Origin of the sequence: Streptomyces sp. NPDC060031 (genome assembly GCF_042736805.1) — a bacterium.
In the GTDB taxonomy this organism is placed as follows: Bacteria; Actinomycetota; Actinomycetes; order Streptomycetales; family Streptomycetaceae; genus Streptomyces.
In genome coordinates, this window is record NZ_JBHWVM010000012.1 from 92619 (window position 1) to 111016 (window position 18398).

The 18398-nt window shown below is 72.8% G+C and carries 18 protein-coding genes; 9 read left to right on the plus strand and 9 right to left on the minus strand.

Features of this window, described 5'->3' with window-relative positions; translation table 11 throughout:
- Positions 1–56: 56 nt before the first annotated feature.
- Both ACFWB8_RS07870 and miaA read right to left on the minus strand, forming a co-directional pair.
- Positions 57–611, minus strand: a complete 555-nt coding sequence (locus ACFWB8_RS07870; RefSeq protein ID WP_385223653.1) for a hypothetical protein — start codon at positions 609–611, stop codon at positions 57–59.
- A gap of 132 nt (positions 612–743) precedes the next feature.
- A complete protein-coding gene (gene miaA / locus ACFWB8_RS07875; RefSeq protein ID WP_385223615.1) occupies positions 744–1682 on the minus strand; it encodes a tRNA (adenosine(37)-N6)-dimethylallyltransferase MiaA in 939 nt (312 codons plus the stop codon).
- Between the two features lie 185 nt (positions 1683–1867).
- Here miaA and ACFWB8_RS07880 point away from each other — a divergent pair, with 185 nt between their 5' ends.
- On the plus strand, positions 1868–2083 hold the full coding sequence (locus ACFWB8_RS07880; protein ID WP_385223616.1) for a gliding motility protein: 216 nt from the start codon (positions 1868–1870) through the stop codon (positions 2081–2083).
- Between the two features lie 46 nt (positions 2084–2129).
- Positions 2130–2375 (plus strand): antitoxin, encoded by a 246-nt coding sequence (locus tag ACFWB8_RS07885; RefSeq protein ID WP_385223617.1) that lies wholly within the window; start codon positions 2130–2132, stop codon positions 2373–2375.
- Positions 2376–2442: 67 nt separating this feature from the next.
- Here ACFWB8_RS07885 and ACFWB8_RS07890 read toward each other — a convergent pair whose 3' ends face one another.
- Together ACFWB8_RS07890 and miaB are read right to left on the minus strand one after the other, a co-directional pair.
- Positions 2443–3150, minus strand: a complete 708-nt coding sequence (locus ACFWB8_RS07890) for a hypothetical protein (RefSeq protein WP_385223618.1) — start codon at positions 3148–3150, stop codon at positions 2443–2445.
- A 34-nt stretch (positions 3151–3184) separates the two neighbouring features.
- Positions 3185–4690 (minus strand): tRNA (N6-isopentenyl adenosine(37)-C2)-methylthiotransferase MiaB, encoded by a 1506-nt coding sequence (gene miaB, locus ACFWB8_RS07895; RefSeq protein WP_385223619.1) that lies wholly within the window; start codon positions 4688–4690, stop codon positions 3185–3187.
- A 103-nt stretch (positions 4691–4793) separates the two neighbouring features.
- Between miaB and ACFWB8_RS07900 the strand changes: the two genes are divergently transcribed.
- Positions 4794–5789, plus strand: a complete 996-nt coding sequence (locus tag ACFWB8_RS07900) for a TAXI family TRAP transporter solute-binding subunit (protein WP_385223620.1) — start codon at positions 4794–4796, stop codon at positions 5787–5789.
- Here ACFWB8_RS07900 and ACFWB8_RS07905 read toward each other — a convergent pair.
- The 3 genes from ACFWB8_RS07905 to ACFWB8_RS07915 all read right to left on the minus strand — a co-directional run bounded on the left by ACFWB8_RS07905 (position 5779) and on the right by ACFWB8_RS07915 (position 8588).
- Complete coding sequence (locus ACFWB8_RS07905) at positions 5779–6762, minus strand: ROK family protein (protein WP_385223654.1); 984 nt, start codon at positions 6760–6762, stop codon at positions 5779–5781. The genes ACFWB8_RS07900 and ACFWB8_RS07905 overlap by 11 nt on opposite strands.
- Positions 6763–6861: 99 nt before the next feature.
- Positions 6862–7893 (minus strand): LacI family DNA-binding transcriptional regulator, encoded by a 1032-nt coding sequence (locus ACFWB8_RS07910; RefSeq protein WP_385223621.1) that lies wholly within the window; start codon positions 7891–7893, stop codon positions 6862–6864.
- 8 nt (positions 7894–7901) lie between these two features.
- A complete protein-coding gene (locus ACFWB8_RS07915) occupies positions 7902–8588 on the minus strand; it encodes an NEW3 domain-containing protein (protein ID WP_385223622.1) in 687 nt (228 codons plus the stop codon).
- A gap of 296 nt (positions 8589–8884) precedes the next feature.
- On the opposite strand from ACFWB8_RS07915, the gene ACFWB8_RS07920 reads away from it, so the two are divergent.
- On the plus strand, positions 8885–10144 hold the full coding sequence (locus tag ACFWB8_RS07920) for a glycosyl hydrolase (protein ID WP_385223623.1): 1260 nt from the start codon (positions 8885–8887) through the stop codon (positions 10142–10144).
- 81 nt (positions 10145–10225) lie between these two features.
- Positions 10226–12379: an endo-beta-N-acetylglucosaminidase gene (locus tag ACFWB8_RS07925; RefSeq protein ID WP_385223624.1), complete on the plus strand. Its 2154-nt coding sequence runs from the start codon at positions 10226–10228 to the stop codon at positions 12377–12379.
- A 17-nt stretch (positions 12380–12396) separates the two neighbouring features.
- Here the strand turns inward: ACFWB8_RS07925 and ACFWB8_RS07930 are convergent, their stop codons facing one another.
- Together ACFWB8_RS07930 and ACFWB8_RS07935 are read right to left on the minus strand one after the other, a co-directional pair.
- Entirely contained in the window at positions 12397–13809 is a 1413-nt protein-coding gene (locus ACFWB8_RS07930; protein WP_385223625.1) for an ATP-binding protein, read from the minus strand.
- A gap of 12 nt (positions 13810–13821) precedes the next feature.
- Positions 13822–14538 (minus strand): response regulator transcription factor, encoded by a 717-nt coding sequence (locus ACFWB8_RS07935; RefSeq protein ID WP_385223626.1) that lies wholly within the window; start codon positions 14536–14538, stop codon positions 13822–13824.
- A 284-nt stretch (positions 14539–14822) separates the two neighbouring features.
- Here ACFWB8_RS07935 and ACFWB8_RS07940 point away from each other — a divergent pair, with 284 nt between their 5' ends.
- The 4 genes from ACFWB8_RS07940 to ACFWB8_RS07955 all read left to right on the plus strand — a co-directional run bounded on the left by ACFWB8_RS07940 (position 14823) and on the right by ACFWB8_RS07955 (position 18207).
- On the plus strand, positions 14823–15608 hold the full coding sequence (locus ACFWB8_RS07940) for an amino acid ABC transporter ATP-binding protein (protein ID WP_385223627.1): 786 nt from the start codon (positions 14823–14825) through the stop codon (positions 15606–15608).
- A gap of 126 nt (positions 15609–15734) precedes the next feature.
- Positions 15735–16586, plus strand: coding sequence for a glutamate ABC transporter substrate-binding protein (locus ACFWB8_RS07945; RefSeq protein ID WP_385223628.1), 852 nt, complete (start codon positions 15735–15737; stop codon positions 16584–16586).
- Between the two features lie 83 nt (positions 16587–16669).
- Entirely contained in the window at positions 16670–17344 is a 675-nt protein-coding gene (locus tag ACFWB8_RS07950) for an amino acid ABC transporter permease (protein ID WP_385223629.1), read from the plus strand.
- On the plus strand, positions 17341–18207 hold the full coding sequence (locus ACFWB8_RS07955) for an amino acid ABC transporter permease (RefSeq protein WP_385223630.1): 867 nt from the start codon (positions 17341–17343) through the stop codon (positions 18205–18207). Before ACFWB8_RS07950 ends, ACFWB8_RS07955 begins: the two co-directional genes overlap by 4 nt.
- Positions 18208–18398 lie beyond the last annotated feature (191 nt).

Genomic DNA, 18398 nt, shown 5'->3' on the forward strand with positions numbered 1-18398 from the left:
ACCCTTGAGACGGGCTCTCGGGTACGCCCCTTCGCCGGCCCGCACGCCCGCACGCCCTACCGCAGCCGGGCCACCCGGTACACCGCGAGCGCCACGACGGCCAGCGCGGCCAGCGCGTACAGCACCGCCACCCGCCAGTCGGGGCGCTGCCCGGCCCCGCGGGCCGGGAGTCCGGGCAGGGCGTAGCCCACGCGGCGCGCGGCCATCATGCCCCAGCCGCCCGCGCAGCAGCAGATGAGGAAGCCGAGCATGGCGACGACCGCTCCGCCGTCGCCGAACTCGAAGGCGAGGGGGAAGGCGAACATCAGGGAGCCGGAGGCGGCGAGCACCACGATGGGGGCGATCTGCCACAACCGCAGCCGGCGCTGCGGGCGCAGTTCCACCTCGAACTCCGGACCGGAGGCGCTCTCCACCTCGGCGGGGTCCGGTGTGTCGGGGCCGTCGGGGCTCAGCCGCGCCGGCTCGGCGGGCAGCCCCAGCCCATCGGGGGTGCCGGGGACGTCCCGCAGTGCGGGACCGTCGTCCGGGCCGGGCCCGGGCCCGGCCAGAAGCATCGGGTCCGCTTCCCGCCGGGTCTCGTCCCGCCCGGTGTCTCGAGGGCCGGCCTCCATCGCCACGCGCCCTCCCCACTCGGACTTCGTACGCCGCCGTTCACCGCCGGTGACCGCACCGGCTGGAGTTTGATGATGGCACGCCACCGGGCCCCGCACGGGCGCCCGGGGCGTCCCGATGCCATCACGTGATCAGGCTGTGACCGCCCGTTCGACCAACGACTGCGCGAGTCCGGCGAGTTCCGGCCGGTCGGCGGCGGCGCCGCTGAGCCAGTGCACGCGCGGGTCACGGCGGAACCAGGAGTCCTGCCTGCGGGCGAACCGCTTCGTGGCACGGACGGTCTCGGCGCGGGCCTCGTCCTCGGTGCACTCCCCCGCGAGCGCGTCGAGCACCTGCTGGTAGCCGAGCGCCCTGGAGGCGGTGATTCCGTCGCGCAGTCCGCGGGCCTCCAGCGCGCGGACCTCGTCCACCAGCCCGGCTTCCCACATGCGGTCCACCCGCAGTGCGATCCGCTCGTCGAGTTCCGGCCGGGCCACGTCGACGCCGATCTGCACGGTGTCGTAGACCGACTCGTGTCCGGGCAGGTTGGCGGTGAAGGGGCGCCCGGTGATCTCGATGACCTCCAGGGCGCGCACGATGCGGCGGCCGTTGCTGGGCAGGATCGCCGCGGCCGCGGCCGGGTCGGCGGCCGCGAGCCGGGCGTGCAGGGCGCCGGGGCCGCGCAGGGTGGCCTCCTGCTCCAGGCGGGCCCGGACCTCGGGGTCGGTGCCGGGGAACTCCATCGCGTCGAGGGCGCCGCGCACGTACAGCCCGGATCCGCCGACGAGGACCGGCGTACGGCCCTGCGCGAGCAGTTTGTCGATCTCGATGCGGGCCAGGCGCTGGTACTCGGCGACGTTCGCGGTGTCGGTGACGTCCCAGATGTCGAGAAGGTGGTGCGGGACGCCGTCGCGTTCCTCCATCGTCAGTTTGGCGGTGCCGATGTCCATCCCCCGATACAGCTGCATCGAGTCGGCGTTGACGACTTCGCCGTCGAAATGGCGGGCCAGGGCTACGCCCAGGTCGGACTTTCCGGCGGCGGTGGGGCCGACGACGGCGATGACCCGCGGGGCGGGGGCTGCTTTCCTCACCGCCCCAGTCTCGCAAACCCCACGGCATGTACCCGATCGAGTTACGTGACGGGGTACGGGCGGGTTCGTTGCCCTTGCGAGGTTCCGGCCGGGGTGCGCGCGGCGCACGGTCGGCGTACGCCTGGCGGACACCGGTCCGGCCAAGGCGGAACTTCACTCACACGAGTAGCGTTACGGGAGTAGACATGGGCATTTTTGACCGGTTTTTTCGCAACAAGGATGAGGTCGCGCCGGAGCAGGACGCGACCGAGCCCCTGACGGCGGAGTCCGAGACGGCCGAGGAGGCCGAGACCGGGCTGGCTGAGGCCGAGGCGTCCGCGGCGGAAGGCGTGGAGATCCCGAAGCAGCAGTCGGCGGAGGTCGCAGCGGACAACGAGGCCGGCGAGAGCGCCCGTACGTAGCTACCTCCCCCGGACTCCGTCCGGGGGGATCCCAGGAAGGTGACCCATGGGCCTGCTGGACAATCTGAAGGCCAAGCTCGCGCCCGCGAAGGACAAGGTCGGGGACCTCGCGCAGCAGCACGAGGGCAGGATCGGCCAGGGTCTGGACAAGATGGCGAAGGCCGTGGACTCCAAGACCAAGGGCAAGTACCACGGCCAGATCTCGAGCGGCGCGGACAAGGCGAAGGGCGCCCTGGGCAAGATCGCCCACAAGGACACCACCGGCGGGCCGACTCCGCCGGCCGCCACCTGAGGCGATCTCGGAATCCGAACCGGAAAGGGGCGCGGGACCACACGGTCCCGCGCCCCTTTCCGTTCGCTCAGGACCAGGCGGCGACGAAGTACCCCACCCCGTACGGGGCGTCCTCGAACAGCAGCCGCCCCGCCAGCCCAGCACCCTCGGCGGCGCCGGCGAGGACCTGCCAGGGGGCCCGCCCGGCGGCCTGGAGCTCGGACGCCAGCCCGGCGTCCAGGGCGGTGAGCGCGGGCACGTCGGCGGCGCCGAGGGCCCGCCCGGCCGCCGCGTCGAAGGCGGCGGCGCGCTCGTCGAGGTAGCCGGGGGCCTTCAGGGTGCGGCAGGCGCTGCCGTCGCCCATGACGAGGAGGGCGACCCGGTCGTCGCGGGCGGCGAGCTCCCGGCCGGCGTCCAGGCACCTTGCGGTCTCCAGCGCGTCCTCGACCCCGAGCCCCTCCACGGGCGCGGCGCCCCAGCCCGCGCGGCCGAGCAGCCACGCGCCCACGGCCAGCGAGGGGGGCAGCAGGCGCGGCCCCTCCTCCCCCTGCCCCAGTTGTACGTCGGCCCCGACCCCGAAGCCGTGGAAGGTGCCCCGCGCTCCCTGGGGGTAGGAGCCGCGGTGTTCCGGATCGGCGGCTCCGACGACCACGAGCAGATCGGGCCGTGAGGCGGCCAGCACGGCAAGCGCGTCGGAGCATGCGGTGCGGGCGGCACCGAGTTCGGCGGCGGCCCCCGCGGCGACCTCGGGCACGAGCATCGGCGGGGCGGGACAGACGGCGGCGGCTACGAGCATGATCCGCAGCCTAGCCGCCGCCGTCCCCCGGGGGTCAGTCGATCGCGCAGCCCGAGGTGGCGACGGGCAGCGGCGCGGGCACGCCCAGGGTGGGGATGCCGAGCATGACGCCCGCCGGCTGGGCCGGGGCGGCGTTGCGCTTCTCCCAGGCGTCGCCCGCACGGGTACGGCGTACCTCCCGGGCGGGTCCCTCGGCCAGCAGGTGGTGCGGGGCCGCGTAGGTGATCTCCACGGTCACCACGTCACCGGGACGGACCTCCGCGTCCGGCTTGGTGAAGTGCACCAGGCGGTTGTCGGGGGCGCGGCCGGAGAGGCGGTGGGTGGCGCCGTCCTTGCGGCCCTCGCCCTCCGCGGCCATGACCTCCAGCGTCCGGCCGACCTGCTTCTTGTTCTCCTCCCAGGAGATCTCCTCCTGGAGGGCGACCAGGCGCATGTAGCGGTCCTGGACGACCTCCTTGGGGATCTGCCCCTCCATGTCCGCGGCGGGCGTGCCGGGGCGCTTGGAGTACTGGAAGGTGAAGGCGTTCGCGAAGCGGGCCTCGCGGACGGTGTGCATGGTCTGCTGGAAGTCCTCCTCGGTCTCGCCGGGGAAGCCCACGATGATGTCGGTGGAGATCGCCGCGTGCGGGATCGAGGCGCGGACCTTCTCGATGATGCCCAGGAAGCGCTCCTGGCGGTACGAGCGGCGCATCGCCCGCAGGACGGTGTCCGAGCCGGACTGGAGCGGCATGTGCAGCTGCGGCATGACGTTCGGGGTCTCGGCCATCGCGGCGATCACGTCGTCCGTGAAGTCGCGCGGGTGCGGGGAGGTGAAGCGGACCCGCTCCAGGCCCTCGATGGCGCCGCAGGCGCGCAGCAGCTTGCTGAAGGCCTCGCGGTCGCCCAGGTCGGAGCCGTAGGCGTTGACGTTCTGGCCAAGCAGGGTGATCTCCGAGACGCCCTCGGCGACCAGGGCCTCGACCTCGGCGAGGATGTCGCCGGGACGGCGGTCCTCCTCCTTGCCGCGCAGGGCCGGGACGATGCAGAAGGTGCAGGTGTTGTTGCAGCCGACGGAAATCGAGACCCAGGCGGCATAGGCGGACTCGCGCCGGGTCGGCAGCGTGGAGGGGAAGGCCTCCAGCGACTCGGCGATCTCGATCTGAGCCTCCTCCTGGATGCGGGCGCGCTCCAGCAGGACGGGCAGCTTGCCGATGTTGTGCGTGCCGAAGACGACGTCGACCCAGGGGGCCCGCTTGACGATGGTCTCGCGGTCCTTCTGGGCGAGGCAGCCGCCGACGGCGATCTGCATGCCGGGACGCTTCGTCTTCATCGGGGCGAGCCGGCCGAGGTTCCCGTACAGCTTGTTGTCGGCGTTCTCCCGCACGGCGCAGGTGTTGAACACGACGACGTCGGCATCACCGTCCGAGCCCTCGGGGGCGCGGACGTACCCCGCGCCCTCCAGCAGACCGGACAGTCGCTCGGAGTCGTGCACGTTCATCTGGCACCCGTAGGTGCGCACCTCGTACGTCTTCAAAACAGCAGCCTCGCCCTCGACACTCACCCGACAAGGGTAAGGCTTGGTCCCGGGCCGCCCGCGCGGTCGATTCCGCGGCCGTCCCCCGGCAGCCGTGACAGGAGGGCGGACGGGTGGCAGGATCGCGGACATGCCTCTCGTACCGCCCCGGATCAGCAGGCGCCATGCCCTGCGGGCCCTGGTGGCCGTACTCGTCGTGCTCGGGGCGCTGGTGTGGTGGCTCAGACCCTTCGGGGAGCCGGAGCTGAAGGGCGAGCTGGTGTTCAGCACCGGCGTCAGCACGGGCGTGTACCACCGCTACGGGCAGCTCCTGCGGTCCGAGCTCGCGCGGGACATGCCCGAGACGGACGTCCGGCTGGAGACCAGCGAGGGCTCCCAGCAGAACCTCCAGCGGGTGGCCGACGGCCAGGCGGACTTCACGGTGGCGACGGCGGACGCGGTCGCCAAGTACCGGCTGGACGGGAAGCCCGGCGCGGAGCGGCTGCGCGGTTGCGCACGGCTGTACGACGACTACGTGCAGCTGGTGGTGCCCGCCGGGTCGCCGGTGCAGTCGGCCCGGGACCTGCGCGGCAAGCGGGTGGCGGTCGGGCAGGACGGTTCCGGCGTGCGGCTGATCTCGGACCGGCTGCTGACGGCGGCCAAGCTGGACCCGCAGCGGGACATCACCCCGGTGTCCATCGGCATCGACACCATGCCGGCGGAGCTGCAGGCGGGCCGGATCGACGCGTTCTTCTGGTCGGGGGGCCTGCCGACCAACGCGGTGCGGGAGCTGTCGGAGCGGTTCGACATCCGGCTCGTCCAGCTCGGCGACCTCGTGGAACAGCTCCAGGGCAGTGGCAGCCCTGCGCGGTACTACCGGGCGGCGGTGATGCCGCAGGACGCGTACGGGCGGGCCCGCAACACCTCGTCGGTGGCCACGCTGGCCGTGCCGAACCTGCTGGTGACCCGCGAGGACACGGGCGCGAGGCTGACGGAGCAGTTCACCCGCACCGTGATCCTCAGCCGCGACCGGATCGGGCACGAGGTGCACGCGGCGCAGCTGGTGGACCTGCGGACGGCGATCTACACCGATCCGCTGGCTCTGCACGAGGGCGCGATGCGGTACTACCGCTCGGTCAAGCCGTAGCGGCGGGCTCGGCGGGCTCGGCGGGCTCGGCGGGCTCGGCGGGCTCGGCGGGCTCGGCGGGCAGCAGCATCATGGCGGCCGCGGCCGCGCCGATCAGGCCGGCGTGGGTGCCCAGGGTCGCCGGGACCACTTGGAGGTCCTGGACGAAGGACAGGGTCGCGTACGAGGCCAGGTGCCGCCGGATCGGTTCGAAGAGGGTGTCCCCGCTGGCGGCGACCCCGCCGCCGATGACCGCGATGTCGCTCTCCACGAGGGTGGCGGTGGCCGCGATGGCGGCGGCCAGCGCGCGGCCGGCGCGGTCGAAGGCGGCCAGCGCGACCGGGTCGCCCGCCTCGGCGGAGGCGGCGACGCCCGCCGCCGTGGGGTCGGGGCCGGTCCAGCCCTGGGCGAGGGCCCAGCGGGCGATGGCGGTGCCGGAGGCGATGGATTCCACGCAGCCGTGGCCGCCGCAGGCGCACGGCTCCCCGTCGAAGGCGACGCTGATGTGGCCGATGTGGCCCGCGTTGCCGGTGGGGCCGGGGTGGAGCTGGTTGTTCAGGATCAGTCCGCCGCCCACGCCGGTGGAGACCACCATGCACAGCGCGTTGGCGTGGCCCCGGGCCGCGCCCAGCCAGTGCTCGGCCGCGGTCATCGCGACCCCGTCACCGGCCAGGACCGTCGGGAGCCCGGCCCCGTGGCGCGCCAGCTCCGCCTCGACGCGGGCCTGCACCGGGAACCCCCGCCAGGCCCCGATGTTCACCGGGCTCACGGTGCCCCGCGAGGTGTCCACCGGGCCCGCGCTGCCGATGCCGCAGCGCACCGCGGAGGACCACAGGGGGTCCTCGGCGAGCTCCGCGACGACCTCGGCGACGGCGGCGAAGACGGTGTCGCCGTCCGCGCCGCGCGGGGTCGGGCGGCGGGTGGTGCCCGTCATCGTGCCGTCGGGGTGCACCAGCGCGCCGGCGACCTTGGTGCCGCCGATGTCGATCGCCACCGTCGGGCCGGCCGCGGCCTGGGCGGCGGCGCGGGGCGCGCGGAAGGCGGAGGTGGGGGCGGGAGTGGTCACGGTGGCGGCTCCAGGAAGGGTACGGATTCAGTATGCGGCGGGCGGCGGGGCCGTACTCTCCCGGGGTTCCAGCCGGGGCCGCTCGCTCTCGCGGGACCGCGGCGGGCCGCCCGCCAGGGCCGCGAGGAGTTCCTCGGCGGCGAGGCGGCCGAAGCCCGCGGTGTCGCGGACGAGGGCGGTGAGCCGGGGGTGGGTGACCCGGCAGAGCGCGGAGTCGTCCCAGGCCACGATGGACAGCCGCGCCGGCACCGGGATGCCCAGCTCGGCGGCGACGGCGATGCCGGCCACCGCCATCACGTCGTTGTCGTAGACCAGCGCGGTCGGCGGCCGCGGTTCGGCGAGGATCCGCCGGGTGGCCGCCGCGCCCTCGGCGTCGGAGTAGTCGGTGGGCACCGAGCGGACCCGGTCCGGGCCGAGACCGCGCCGCTGCGCCTCGGTGCGCAGCGAGGCGATCCGCCGGGCGGTGTGGGCGAGGCCGGGCAGTCCGGCGACGTGGGCGATGCGGCGGTGGCCGAGCCCGTACAGGTGGTCCAGGACCTGGGCCATGGCTCCGGCGTCGTCCGCCCAGACCGAGGTCAGCGTGGAGGGCGGATCGCTCTGGCCCACCGTGACTGCGGGCAGGCCCAGTTGTTCGAGGAGGGCCGGGCGCGGGTCGTCCGTTCGCGGGTCCACGACGAGGACACCGTCCACGCGCCGTTCTGCCCACCAGCGGCGGTAGACCGCGCATTCGGCGTCGAGGTCCGGGGCGACCTGGAAGAGCAGGGCGATGCGTTCGGCGGCGAGGACCTCCTGGATGCCCGAGACGAGCTGGAGGAAGAAGGACTCGACGCCGAGGGTGTGCGCGGGTCTGGCGAGGACCAGGCCGACGGCGCCGGACCGTTCGCCGGACAGGGCGCGGGCGGCGCTGTTGGGCTGCCAGCCGAGCTCCTCGGCGACCCGGCGGATCCGGGCGCGGGTGTCCTGGGAGACGCCCGGGCGGCCGTTGAGCGCGAAGGAGACGGCGCTCTCCGACACCCCGGCCTGGCGGGCGATGTCCTTGATGGTGGGTCTGCGGGCCATGGCCTGCCTCAACCTCCGGTGATGCGAACTGCGATGGCCGGACCGTACGCGATCCTGCCCTGACACACCGCCTTGACCACCATCCAGTGGTCCCCGGGCGGGGCGGTGAGGGGCGGGCGGATCTCGAACTCCGGCTCGGCCGGCCGGTCCGGCTCCACGTGCACGGGCCGGGCGGCGGGGCCCGCCAGGTGCCAGGTTCCGTACGGGGAGGCCAGGTACGCGGTGCCGGTGAGCGGGCTGCGGATACCGGTGCTGCCGATGCGCGCCCGTACGCGGACCCGCGCGCCGGGGGCCACGGTGACGGCGGCGTCCGGTGCCTGCACCCACAGCCCGGCCGGGAGCCGGCCGCCGGGGACGGTGACCGTGAGCGCGTCCTCGAACTCCCCCGCCGGGGTGGCGGCCAGGATCCGGACCAGGTGCTCGCCGGGCCCGGCGCCGGCGGCGGGTTCGACGGTCAGGGGGAAGCGCAGGTGCCCGCCGGGCGGGAGGTCGGCGCGGCGCCGGGTCCAGGAGGCCCGCCAGCCGTGCGGGGCGCGGACCTCCAGGGCCACCGGGCCGCCGTGCGCGCCGTCGTGCGCGGCGATCGTGACCGTCGCGTCGGACGGCGTCCCGGGGGCAGCGGGGTCGGCGGGGTCCGCGCGGACGATCCGCGGGTGCTCCGCAGTGATGCCCGGGCCGTACACCGAGACGTACATCGGGCCGGCCGGACGCTGCCTCCGCGGATGTGGATCCGCACCACCTGCGAGGGCGATTCGAGCGGCCCGGTGAAGAGGGCCGGAGTGGTGACCGACGTGACCGAAATACCGCTGTCCATTTCCGGACACTTCCTTGTGTGACGACCAGGGCTAAACCGTATTAGTTAGATCAGCTTCAGCAGTAACAACCCTTCTGTCAACGGGACTGAAGCGCATTAGCTGCCCTGTTGACTTCCTTCATCCGGCGGGGCAGGTTGTGCGCATCCGGCGCATTCCCCTGAACTCCAGGACCTTTCATGCACCACGCCCCACGAACCCTCCGCTTCGGCGCGAATTACACCCCGACCCGGGGCTGGTTCCACCACTGGCTGGACTTCGACCTCGACGAGGTCAGGGCCGATCTCGACTCGATCGCGGCGCTCGGCCTCGACCACGTCCGGGTGTTCCCGCTGTGGCCGGTGTTCCAGCCGAACCGGACGCTGATCCGGCCGCGCGCCGTCGAGCAGCTCGTCGCGCTCGCCGACGCGGCCGCCGAACGCGGGCTGGACGTCAACGTCGACGGGCTGCAAGGGCACTTGTCGAGCTTCGACTTCCTGCCCGCGTGGACCGGGACCTGGCACCGGCGCAACATCTTCAGCGACCCGGACGTCCTGGCCGGGCAGGAGGAGTACCTGCGCACGCTGGCCGCCGCTCTCGCCGACCGGCCCAACTTCCTGGGCATGACGGTCGGCAACGAGGTCAACCAGTTCTCCGACGACCCGCACCCCGACCCCGACCGCATCACCCGGGAGCAGGCGAGCCGCTGGCTGGAGCGGATGCTCGCCGCCTGCGAGGCGGGCGCGCCCGGGAGGTTCCACGTACACGCCGAGTACGACGCCGCCTGGTACCAGGACGGGCACCCGTTCACCGCGGCCCAGGCGGCCCGGCTCGGCGCGGCCACCGCCGTGCACTCCTGGGTGTTCAACGGCACCGCCCAGCGCCACGGGCCGGCCGGGACGGCGACCGAGCACCACGCCGCGTACCTGGTCGAGCTGTCCAAGGCCTGGGCCCGCGACGCGCACCGCCCGGTGTGGCTCCAGGAGGTGGGCGCGCCGGCGCCGCTGATCCGGCCGGAGCGGGCGGCCGGGTTCACCGAGGCCACGGTGGCGAACGCGCTGGACTGCCCGGACCTGTGGGGCGTGACCTGGTGGTGCTCGCACGACGTGTCCCGGGAGCTGGCGGACTTCCCGGAGCTGGAGTACGGCCTCGGGCTGCTCACCAACGACCGCGCGCCGAAGCCCGCCGGCAAGGCCATCGCCCGGATCGCCGAACAGTGGCGGGGCCGGGAGCACCGCCCGGCCGTACGGTCCACCGCGCTGGCCGTGGACGTGGGCGGGGCCGAGGCCGCTCCGAAGCGCTCGGTGTGCGCGCCGGGCGGGGCGTTCTTCGAGGCGTGGGCGGCGCTCACCTCGGCCGGAGAACGGCCGGCGGTGGTGCTGGCCGAGCTGGCGCAGGACCCGGCGCACCTGTCCGCGCGCGGAATCACCGAGGTGCTGCACGTTCCCGACGTGATCTGACCCTTCCGGTCACCCTCCCCCTTCCGGTCGCCCTCCCCCTTCCGGTCACCCTCCCCCTCCCCTCCCGACTCAGGAGCCCGCATGTCCGAGACCGACAACGGCGTCGACCCTCGTACGTCCCCCTCCGCACAGCCGACGCCCATACGTCCGACCCGGCGCACCGTGCTGGCCGCGGGCGCCGGGGCCGCCGCCCTGCTGGGTGCGCCCGCGCTCACGCCGCAGGCCTCGGCGGCCACCCCCACGCCGCGAGCGGCCCCGGCCGACCTCGCCCCGTACGCCTCCTACTGGTTCCCGGACTCGCTGCCCGAGGGCGTCCCCGGCCCGGGGATCACCTGGCGCTCGCTCAAGCAGTGGAGCCCCGAGTCCGATCCTGACCTCGCCCACAACACCGCGACGGTGCCGCTCGCCGAGCGGTTCACGCCGGTGGCGCCGAACGCGACCGCCCGCGGCGGACAGGCCCGGATCGCCTCGCTCGTCTCGTTCGGGCCGACCGCCGGGAACCCGGCGCAGGGCTCCCCGACCGCCGACTACTACGCCCTCGGCCACTGGGCGTACATCGACGAGCTGGTGTTCTGGGGCGGCTCCGCCGGCGAGGGCATCGTGCTCGCCCCGAACGCGCCCGTGGTCGACGCCGCGCACCGCAACGGCGTACGGGTGCTGGGCAACGTGTTCCTGCCGCCCGTGCCCTACGGCGGCGACCTCCAGTGGACCCGGGACCTGGTCCAGCGCGACGCCCTCGGACGCTTCCCGATCGCCGAGAAGCTGGTCCGGGTGGCGAGCGCGTACGGCTTCGACGGCTGGTTCGTCAACGCCGAGACCGGGGGCGGCGACAGCGAACTCGCCGCCCGCATGCGGGAGTTCCTACGGGCCCTGCGCGCCGCGGGCGAGCCGCACGGACTGCGGATCACCTGGTACGACGCGATGAACTCCACCGGCCGGGTGGGCTGGCAGGGCGCCCTCAACGAGCTCAACCAGGAGTTCTTCGAGGACCGCCGGGGCGCGGTCGCGGACACGATGTTCGTGGACTTCCGCTGGACCCCGCAGACGCTCGCCGCCTCGGGCGCCCTCGCGGACCGGCTGGGCCGCTCCCGGTACGAGCTGTGGGCGGCCGTGGACACCGAGTCCAACGGCTGGAACTCCCGCGTCGACTGGGACGCGATCATTCCGCGCGACACGGGCGGCGATCGCGACCACGTCGTCAGCTACGGCTTCTACCGCCCCGAGTGGACCCGCAACCACCTCGCCGACCGCTCCCCCGGCGCCTTCCACCGGGCCGACGACCGGTTCTGGACGGGCGAGTCCCTGGACCCGGCCCGCCCGGCGCCCGAATCCGGCTGGCGCGCGCCCGCCACGGCCGTCGCCGACCGCTCCACCGTGACGGCGCTCCCGTTCGCCTGCGCGTTCAACACCGGTCACGGCGAGCGCTGGTACGAGCAGGGCAGGTCCGTCGGCGACACCCCGTGGAACCACCTCGGCCTCCAGGACCGGCTGCCGGGCCGGCGCTGGGTCGTGGACACCGCCGGCGAACGCCCCGAGGTGACCCTCGACTTCGCAGCCGCCTGGCGCGGCGGCTCCAGCCTGCTCGTCTCGGGCCGCCTCACCGCCCCGGCCAGCGTCGCCCTGCACTCCACCCGGCTGCCGCTCACCCGCTCCACGGTGCTGGAACTGGTCCACTGGGCCGAGTCGGGTCCGGTCGCGGTCGAGGTCGGCGTGGCCACCCGCGAGCCGGCCGCCGCGGGCGGGCCGGTGCCGTACACCTGGCTGAGGGCCGAGACTCCCGGCGCCGGGCAGGGCTGGCGCACGACCCGGGTCCCGCTGTCGGCCCTGGCGGGCGAGACCGCCCACGGCCTTGCCGTACGGATCACCGGGCGCGGTACGAAACCGGTGCGCTGGCGGCTCGGAGCGGTGACGGTACGCGACGCGTCCGCCCGGCGGCGGCCGGGCGCCCCGAGCACGCTGACCGTGGACGCCTCGGCCCAACGGGCGGGCAAGGCGGCGGTGCGGCTGTCCTGGCAGCGGGCAGCCGGGCCGGTCCGGCACTATGAGGTGGCGCGCGCCCTCCCCGACGGCACCCGCCGGTTCCTGGCCGGCACCTGCGGCACGGCCCTCTTCCTCCCGGCGGTCGCCCGCGCGGGCCGGGAGCGGGCGGCCGCCTTCGAGGTGCGGGCGGTGGACGAGGTCTACGCCGTCTCCGGCCCGGCCCGTACGACGCTCACCTGGACCGAAGCCCCGTAACCGCTGGGCCCCGGCGGTCAGGGCGCGTGCGGGTCCGTCCGCGGCACGGTCACCGTCACGCGCAGCCCGTGCGGCGGGTTCGCCTCGTAGGAGAGCGACCCGCCGCCGGCGGCGAGCAGCGCGCGGGAGATGGAGAGGCCGAGTCCGGAGCCCTTCACGTTCTGGTGGCGGCCGCTGCGCCAGAAGCGGTCGCCGATCCGCAGGAGCTCCTCCTCGGTGAGGCCGGGCCCCCGGTCGGCGACGACGACCCGTACGGTGCGCCCTTCCACGGAGACCGAAACCTCGACCTCCTCGCCCTCAGGGGTGAACTTGAGGGCGTTGTCGATGACGGCGTCGAGCGCGCTGGACAGCGCGATGGGATCGGCCCAGCCGGTGACGGCGGCCCGGCCCGTGCCCGTGAGCCGGACGCCCTTCTCCTCCGCGTAGGGGCGCCAGGCGGCGACCCGCTCGGCCGTCAGGCCCCCGATGTCGGTCAGGGTGATCTCGGCGGAGGCGTGCTCGGCCAGCGCCAGGTCCAGCAGGTCGTCCAGGACCCGGGTCAGGCGCTTGCCCTCGGTGCGCACGGAGGCGATCTCCTCGTTCCCCTCGGGCAGTTCGAGGGCGAGGAGCTCGATCCGCAGGAGCAGCGCGGCGAGCGGGTTGCGCAGCTGGTGGGAGGCGTCCGCCACGAACGCCCGCTGCTGCTCCAGTACCTCTTCGACGTTGTCGGCCATCTCGTTGAACGAGTGGGCCAGGCGCTGGAGTTCCGGCGGCCCGCCCGCGGCCGCGACCCGGGAGTTCATCCGCCCGGTCGCGATGCCGTGGGCGGCCGCGTCCAGGGTCTGGACGGGCTTGAGCACCCAGCTGGTGAGCCGCAGCGCGGCGCCGAAGGCGACGAGCATCGCGCCGGCGAGCCCGCCGATGATGAGCAGCCAGCCCCGCAGGATCCGGGCGCGCATCTGCCCGGTGGGCGATTCGGTGGCGACGACGGCGACGACGTCCCCGTCCAGGACGACCGGGGAGGCGACGAGGAGTTTGCCGTGGGTCTGCCAGGGCCAGACCTGGCCGGGGTCGTGGCTGCGCCGTCCGGCGAGGGCTTCCTCGAAGGCGCGGCGGCCCTCTCCCGATTCGGGCAGCTCCCACCAGCCGGGGGCGCGGACCATGGCGTTGTCGTCGCGCAGGAAGATCCCGACGCGGATTCCGTACAGCTGCTGGTAGCGGGCGAGTTCGAGCCCGAGGGTCTCGCGGCGCTCGTCCGCGCCGGTGGAGTTGGAGCCCTCGGCGTCGATGACGAACTGCGCGAGGGCGGCGAAGCGGGCGCTGTCGTCGATCCGGTCGACCACCACGCGCTGCTGCTGTCCGGCGGCCAGGCTGACGGCGAGCGGGAAGCCGAGCGCGAGCAGCGTGCCCGCCATCAGGATGACGAGCAGCGGGAGCAGCCGGGCGCGCACGGCGTGGCCCCGCTAGGGGGCGACCGGGGCGACGAGCCGGTAGCCCACCCCGCGGACGGTCTCGATGAGGGCGGGCATGCGCAGCTTGGACCGCAGCGAGGCGACGTGGACTTCCAGGGTCCGGCCGGTGCCCTCCCAGCTGGTGCGCCACACCTCGCTGATGATCTGTTCGCGGCGGAAGACGACGCCGGGGCGCTGCGCGAGCAGGGCCAGCAGGTCGAACTCCTTGCGGGTGAGCGGCACGTCGGCGCCGTCGACGGTGACCCGGCGGGTGGCCAGCTCGATGCTGACGGGGCCGAGGCGGACCACGGACGGCGCGCCGGTCCCGGTGGCGGCGGCTTCCTCGGAGGCTCCGGTGCGCCGGGCGACTGCGTGGATGCGCGCGAGGAGTTCGCCGGTGTCGTACGGCTTGACCACGTAGTCGTCGGCGCCCATGTTCAGGCCGTGGATGCGGGAGCGTACGTCGGCCCGGGCGGTCACCATGATGACGGGCGTGGCGGTGCGCTTGCGGATCTTGCCGCAGACCTCGTAACCGTCCTGGTCGGGCAGTCCGAGGTCGAGCAGGATCACCCCGTAGGGAGAGGCGTGGGGCGCCGCGCCGGCGGGCAGCAGCGCCTGCAGTGCCTCCTCGCCGCTGCGGGCGTGGGTCACCTGGAAGCCGTGGCGGGCCAGGATCGCGGACAGGGCGGCGGCGACGTGGTCGTCGTCCTCGACGAGCAGCAGTCTCATGGCGTCCCCCTTTCCTTTCCTGTTCCCGAAGGTGAAGATCTTGCCCCGTCCCGGGGCCACCAAGCATCCACGCCGATGGGGAGGCCCGCGTCAAGCGGGTTCCGTCGCGGCGCGCCTTCCGTTACCCACCCGGTACGGGCAAGGGGGCCGAAGATCCACCATCCGTACGGAGCGTATCCGGGCGAGGCCGGATCGTTATGCTCAATATTCCCTCAGATGTGATGACGATGTGCAGGCCGCGTCACTACTGTCCTCCCAACCGAGGAGGACGGAGCAAGAAGCCGATGAGCGGAGTATCAGTGACCAAGGACGTGCAGGACGCGGCCGGCGCCGCGGACAGCCTGGTCGTACTGAGCAACGTCAACAAGCACTTCGGCGCGCTGCACGTGCTTCAGGACATCGATCTGAGCATTGCCCGCGGTGAGGTCGTCGTGGTGATCGGCCCCTCGGGGTCGGGCAAGTCCACGCTGTGCCGGACCATCAACCGCCTGGAGACCATCGACTCGGGCAGCATCACGCTCGACGGAAAGCCGCTGCCCGCCGAGGGCAAGGAGCTGGCCCGGCTGCGCGCCGACGTCGGCATGGTCTTCCAGTCGTTCAATCTCTTCGCGCACAAGACGGTGCTGCAGAACGTGATGCTGGGCCAGCTCAAGGTCCGCAAGACGGACTCGGCCGCCGCCCACGCGAAGGCGCTGTCGCTGCTGGAGCGGGTCGGGGTCGCCTCCCAGGCGGACAAGTACCCGGCGCAGCTCTCCGGCGGCCAGCAGCAGCGCGTGGCCATCGCCCGTGCGCTGGCGATGGACCCGAAGGTGATGCTGTTCGACGAGCCGACCTCGGCGCTCGACCCGGAGATGATCAACGAGGTGCTGGAAGTCATGCAGCAGCTCGCCGCCGAGGGCATGACCATGGTGGTCGTCACGCACGAGATGGGCTTCGCCCGCTCCGCGGCCAACCGCGTCGTGTTCATGGCCGACGGAAAGATCGTCGAAGAGGCCACGCCCGAGCAGTTCTTCAGCAATCCGCGCAGTGACCGCGCCAAGGACTTCCTGTCGAAGATCCTGCACCACTGACCGTCGTGGTGATAGTGATCCGATGACGGATCACGAGGTCGGCCCGTGGGGCCGGCCCGTCCGGCCGGCGGTGCGTCGCACACGTCGCTCGTCGTTCAACAACGTCTCATCCGAGGGAAGTTCACCATGAAGCTCTTCAAGGCCGGTGCGGCCGCGGCCATCGCCGTCACCCTTGCCCTGACCGCGACCGCGTGTGGCGACAGCGACAAGGCCTCCGCCGACGGCGGTGCGAGCGGTGGCGGCAAGAAGGAAAAGATCGTCATCGGCATCAAGTTCGACCAGCCGGGTGTGGGCCTGAAGACCCCCGACGGCAAGTTCCAGGGCTTCGACGTCGACGTGGCGACCTACGTGGCCAAGGAGCTCGGCTACCAGCCGGACCAGATCGAGTTCAAGCAGGCCATCAGCTCCGAGCGCGAGAACCTCATCGCCAACGGTGACGTGAAGCTGGTCGTCGCGAGCTACTCGATCAACGACAAGCGCAAGGAGAAGGTGTCCTTCGCCGGCCCGTACTTCCTCGCGCACCAGGACCTGCTGGTCCGGGCCGACGACTCGTCCATCACCAAGGCCGAGGACCTGAACAAGAAGAAGCTCTGCTCGGTCACCGGCTCGACCTCGGCGCAGAACGTCAAGACCAAGCTGGCCCCGGAGGCCGACCTGCTGGAGCAGGGCGGCTACTCCGACTGCCTGACCGGCTTGGAGAACAAGAAGCTTGACGCCCTGACCACGGACAACTCGATCCTGGCCGGCTACGCCGCGCAGGACAAGAACAAGGGCAAGTTCAAGCTGGTCGGGCTGAGCCTGAGCAACGAGAACTACGGCATCGGCCTGAAGAAGGGCGACACCGAGCTCCAGGGCAAGGTCAACGCCGCCCTCAAGAAGATGGTCGCGGACGGCGCCTGGCAGGCGGCCGTGACGAAGAACTTCGGTCCGGCCAACTACAAGAGCGAGCCGGCCCCGCAGATCACCGAAGGCAGCTGATTCATCGGTGAGGGGCGTCGCCGCCCGCCTGTCACGGGCGGCGGCGCCCCTCACCGGCCATCCTGGGGAGAGCGCAGGGCATCGTGTTCGATTTTCTTGATTCCGGGCAGTACGACCTGCTCGGAGCCTTCTGGGTGACGGTTCAGCTCACCCTCTACTCGGCGGCCGGATCGTTGATCTGGGGCACCGTCCTCGCGGGGATGCGGGTCAGCCCGGTCCCGCTGCTGCGGGGCTTCGGCACCACGTACGTCAACGTGGTCCGCAACACCCCGCTGACCGTGCTGATCATCGCGGCCTCGCTGGGCCTCAGCCAGACGCTCGGCATCACGCTGGGCGGCAGCACCTTCAAGGAGACCGGCTTCCGGCTCGCGGTCCTCGCACTGACCGCCTACACCGGCACCTTCGTCTGCGAGGCGCTGCGCTCGGGCATCAACACGGTGCCGGTCGGCCAGGCCGAAGCGGCCCGCGCACTGGGGCTGAGCTTCTTCCAGGTGCTCACCCTGATCGTGCTCCCCCAGGCCTTCCGGGCGGTCATCGCACCGCTCGCCAACGTACTGATCGCACTCACCAAGAACACCACGGTGGCGGCGGCCATCGGCGTGGCCGAAGCGGCCCTGCTGATGAAGGAAATGGTCGAGAACGAGGCGGACGCGCTCTTCGCGGTCTTCGGGGTCTTCGCCCTCGGCTTCGTCCTGCTGACCCTGCCCACCGGCCTGTTGCTGGGCTGGGTGGCCAAACGAGTGGCGGTGAAGCGATGACCTCCGTGCTGTACGACACCCCGGGCCCCAAGGCCAAGGTCCGGAACTGGATCTACTCCGCCGTCTTCCTCGTGCTCATCGGGCTCGCCCTGTGGTGGGCGCTGGGCCTGATGTCGGAGAAGGGGCAGCTCGAAGCCGACAAGTGGAGCCCGTTCGTCACCGACGGCGAGGTCTGGACGACGTTCCTGATCCCCGGCCTGCTGGAGACCCTCAAGGCCGGCGCGATCGCCATGGTGATCGCGCTCCCGCTGGGCGCCCTGCTCGGCATCGGCCGACTGTCCGACCACACCTGGGTGCGCATACCGGTCGGCGCCGTCGTGGAGTTCTTCCGCGCCATCCCGGTGCTGATGCTGATGCTGTTCGGCTACCAGCTGTACGTGCAGTTCACCGACGTCCCCTCGGAGACCCGGCCGCTGTTCGCCGTGGTGACGGGCCTGGTCCTGTACAACGCCGCCGTCATCGCCGAGATCGTCCGGGCGGGCGTGCTCTCGCTGCCCTCGGGTCAGACCGACGCGGCCAAGGCGATCGGCATGCGCAAGGGCCAGACCATGGTCCACGTGCTGATCCCGCAGGCCGTCACGGCGATGCTGCCGGCGCTGGTCAGCCAGCTCGTGGTGATCCTGAAGGACACCGCGCTGGGCGGCGCGGTGCTGGGCTTCGCCGAGCTGATGTCGATGAACCGGCAGATCTCGGCGAACTACAGCAACACCATCGCGACCCTCTTGGTGATCGCACTGCTCTACATCACGGTGAACTTCGCCCTCACCACCTTCGCCTCCTGGCTCGAGGGCCGCTTGAGGCAGTCGAAGAAGAGCACCGGCGCGGTCGTCGAGATCGCCCTGAAGGCGGGCGACGCGGCCTGACGCCCCGTCGGACGACTGTTCGGCGCGGCGGAACAGCCCTTGCTGCAACGGGCCTGACAGTCGGTCAGTACACTGGCGTGACACGTGTGGTGGGGCGGGGGGGAAACGCCCCCCCCCACACCCCAGTCCGGGCCCGGGGCGCAAGGAGCGCGCACCCCCAAGGGGGTGGAAACGGTCGTTTGGGAAAAAAA

Bases quoted from the DNA above. Each gene is read 5' to 3' on its own strand.
- ACFWB8_RS07870 (WP_385223653.1), bottom strand. From the start codon at position 611: ATGGAGGCCGGCCCTCGAGACACCGGGCGGGACGAGACCCGGCGGGAA.
- ACFWB8_RS07880 (WP_385223616.1), top strand. From the start codon at position 1,868: ATGGGCATTTTTGACCGGTTTTTTCGCAACAAGGATGAGGTCGCGCCG.
- ACFWB8_RS07885 (WP_385223617.1), top strand. From the start codon at position 2,130: ATGGGCCTGCTGGACAATCTGAAGGCCAAGCTCGCGCCCGCGAAGGAC.
- ACFWB8_RS07890 (WP_385223618.1), bottom strand. From the start codon at position 3,150: ATGCTCGTAGCCGCCGCCGTCTGTCCCGCCCCGCCGATGCTCGTGCCC.
- ACFWB8_RS07900 (WP_385223620.1), top strand. From the start codon at position 4,794: ATGCCTCTCGTACCGCCCCGGATCAGCAGGCGCCATGCCCTGCGGGCC.
- ACFWB8_RS07910 (WP_385223621.1), bottom strand. From the start codon at position 7,893: ATGGCCCGCAGACCCACCATCAAGGACATCGCCCGCCAGGCCGGGGTG.
- ACFWB8_RS07915 (WP_385223622.1), bottom strand. From the start codon at position 8,588: ATGTACGTCTCGGTGTACGGCCCGGGCATCACTGCGGAGCACCCGCGG.
- ACFWB8_RS07920 (WP_385223623.1), top strand. From the start codon at position 8,885: ATGCACCACGCCCCACGAACCCTCCGCTTCGGCGCGAATTACACCCCG.
- ACFWB8_RS07925 (WP_385223624.1), top strand. From the start codon at position 10,226: ATGTCCGAGACCGACAACGGCGTCGACCCTCGTACGTCCCCCTCCGCA.
- ACFWB8_RS07935 (WP_385223626.1), bottom strand. From the start codon at position 14,538: ATGAGACTGCTGCTCGTCGAGGACGACGACCACGTCGCCGCCGCCCTG.
- ACFWB8_RS07940 (WP_385223627.1), top strand. From the start codon at position 14,823: ATGAGCGGAGTATCAGTGACCAAGGACGTGCAGGACGCGGCCGGCGCC.
- ACFWB8_RS07945 (WP_385223628.1), top strand. From the start codon at position 15,735: ATGAAGCTCTTCAAGGCCGGTGCGGCCGCGGCCATCGCCGTCACCCTT.
- ACFWB8_RS07955 (WP_385223630.1), top strand. From the start codon at position 17,341: ATGACCTCCGTGCTGTACGACACCCCGGGCCCCAAGGCCAAGGTCCGG.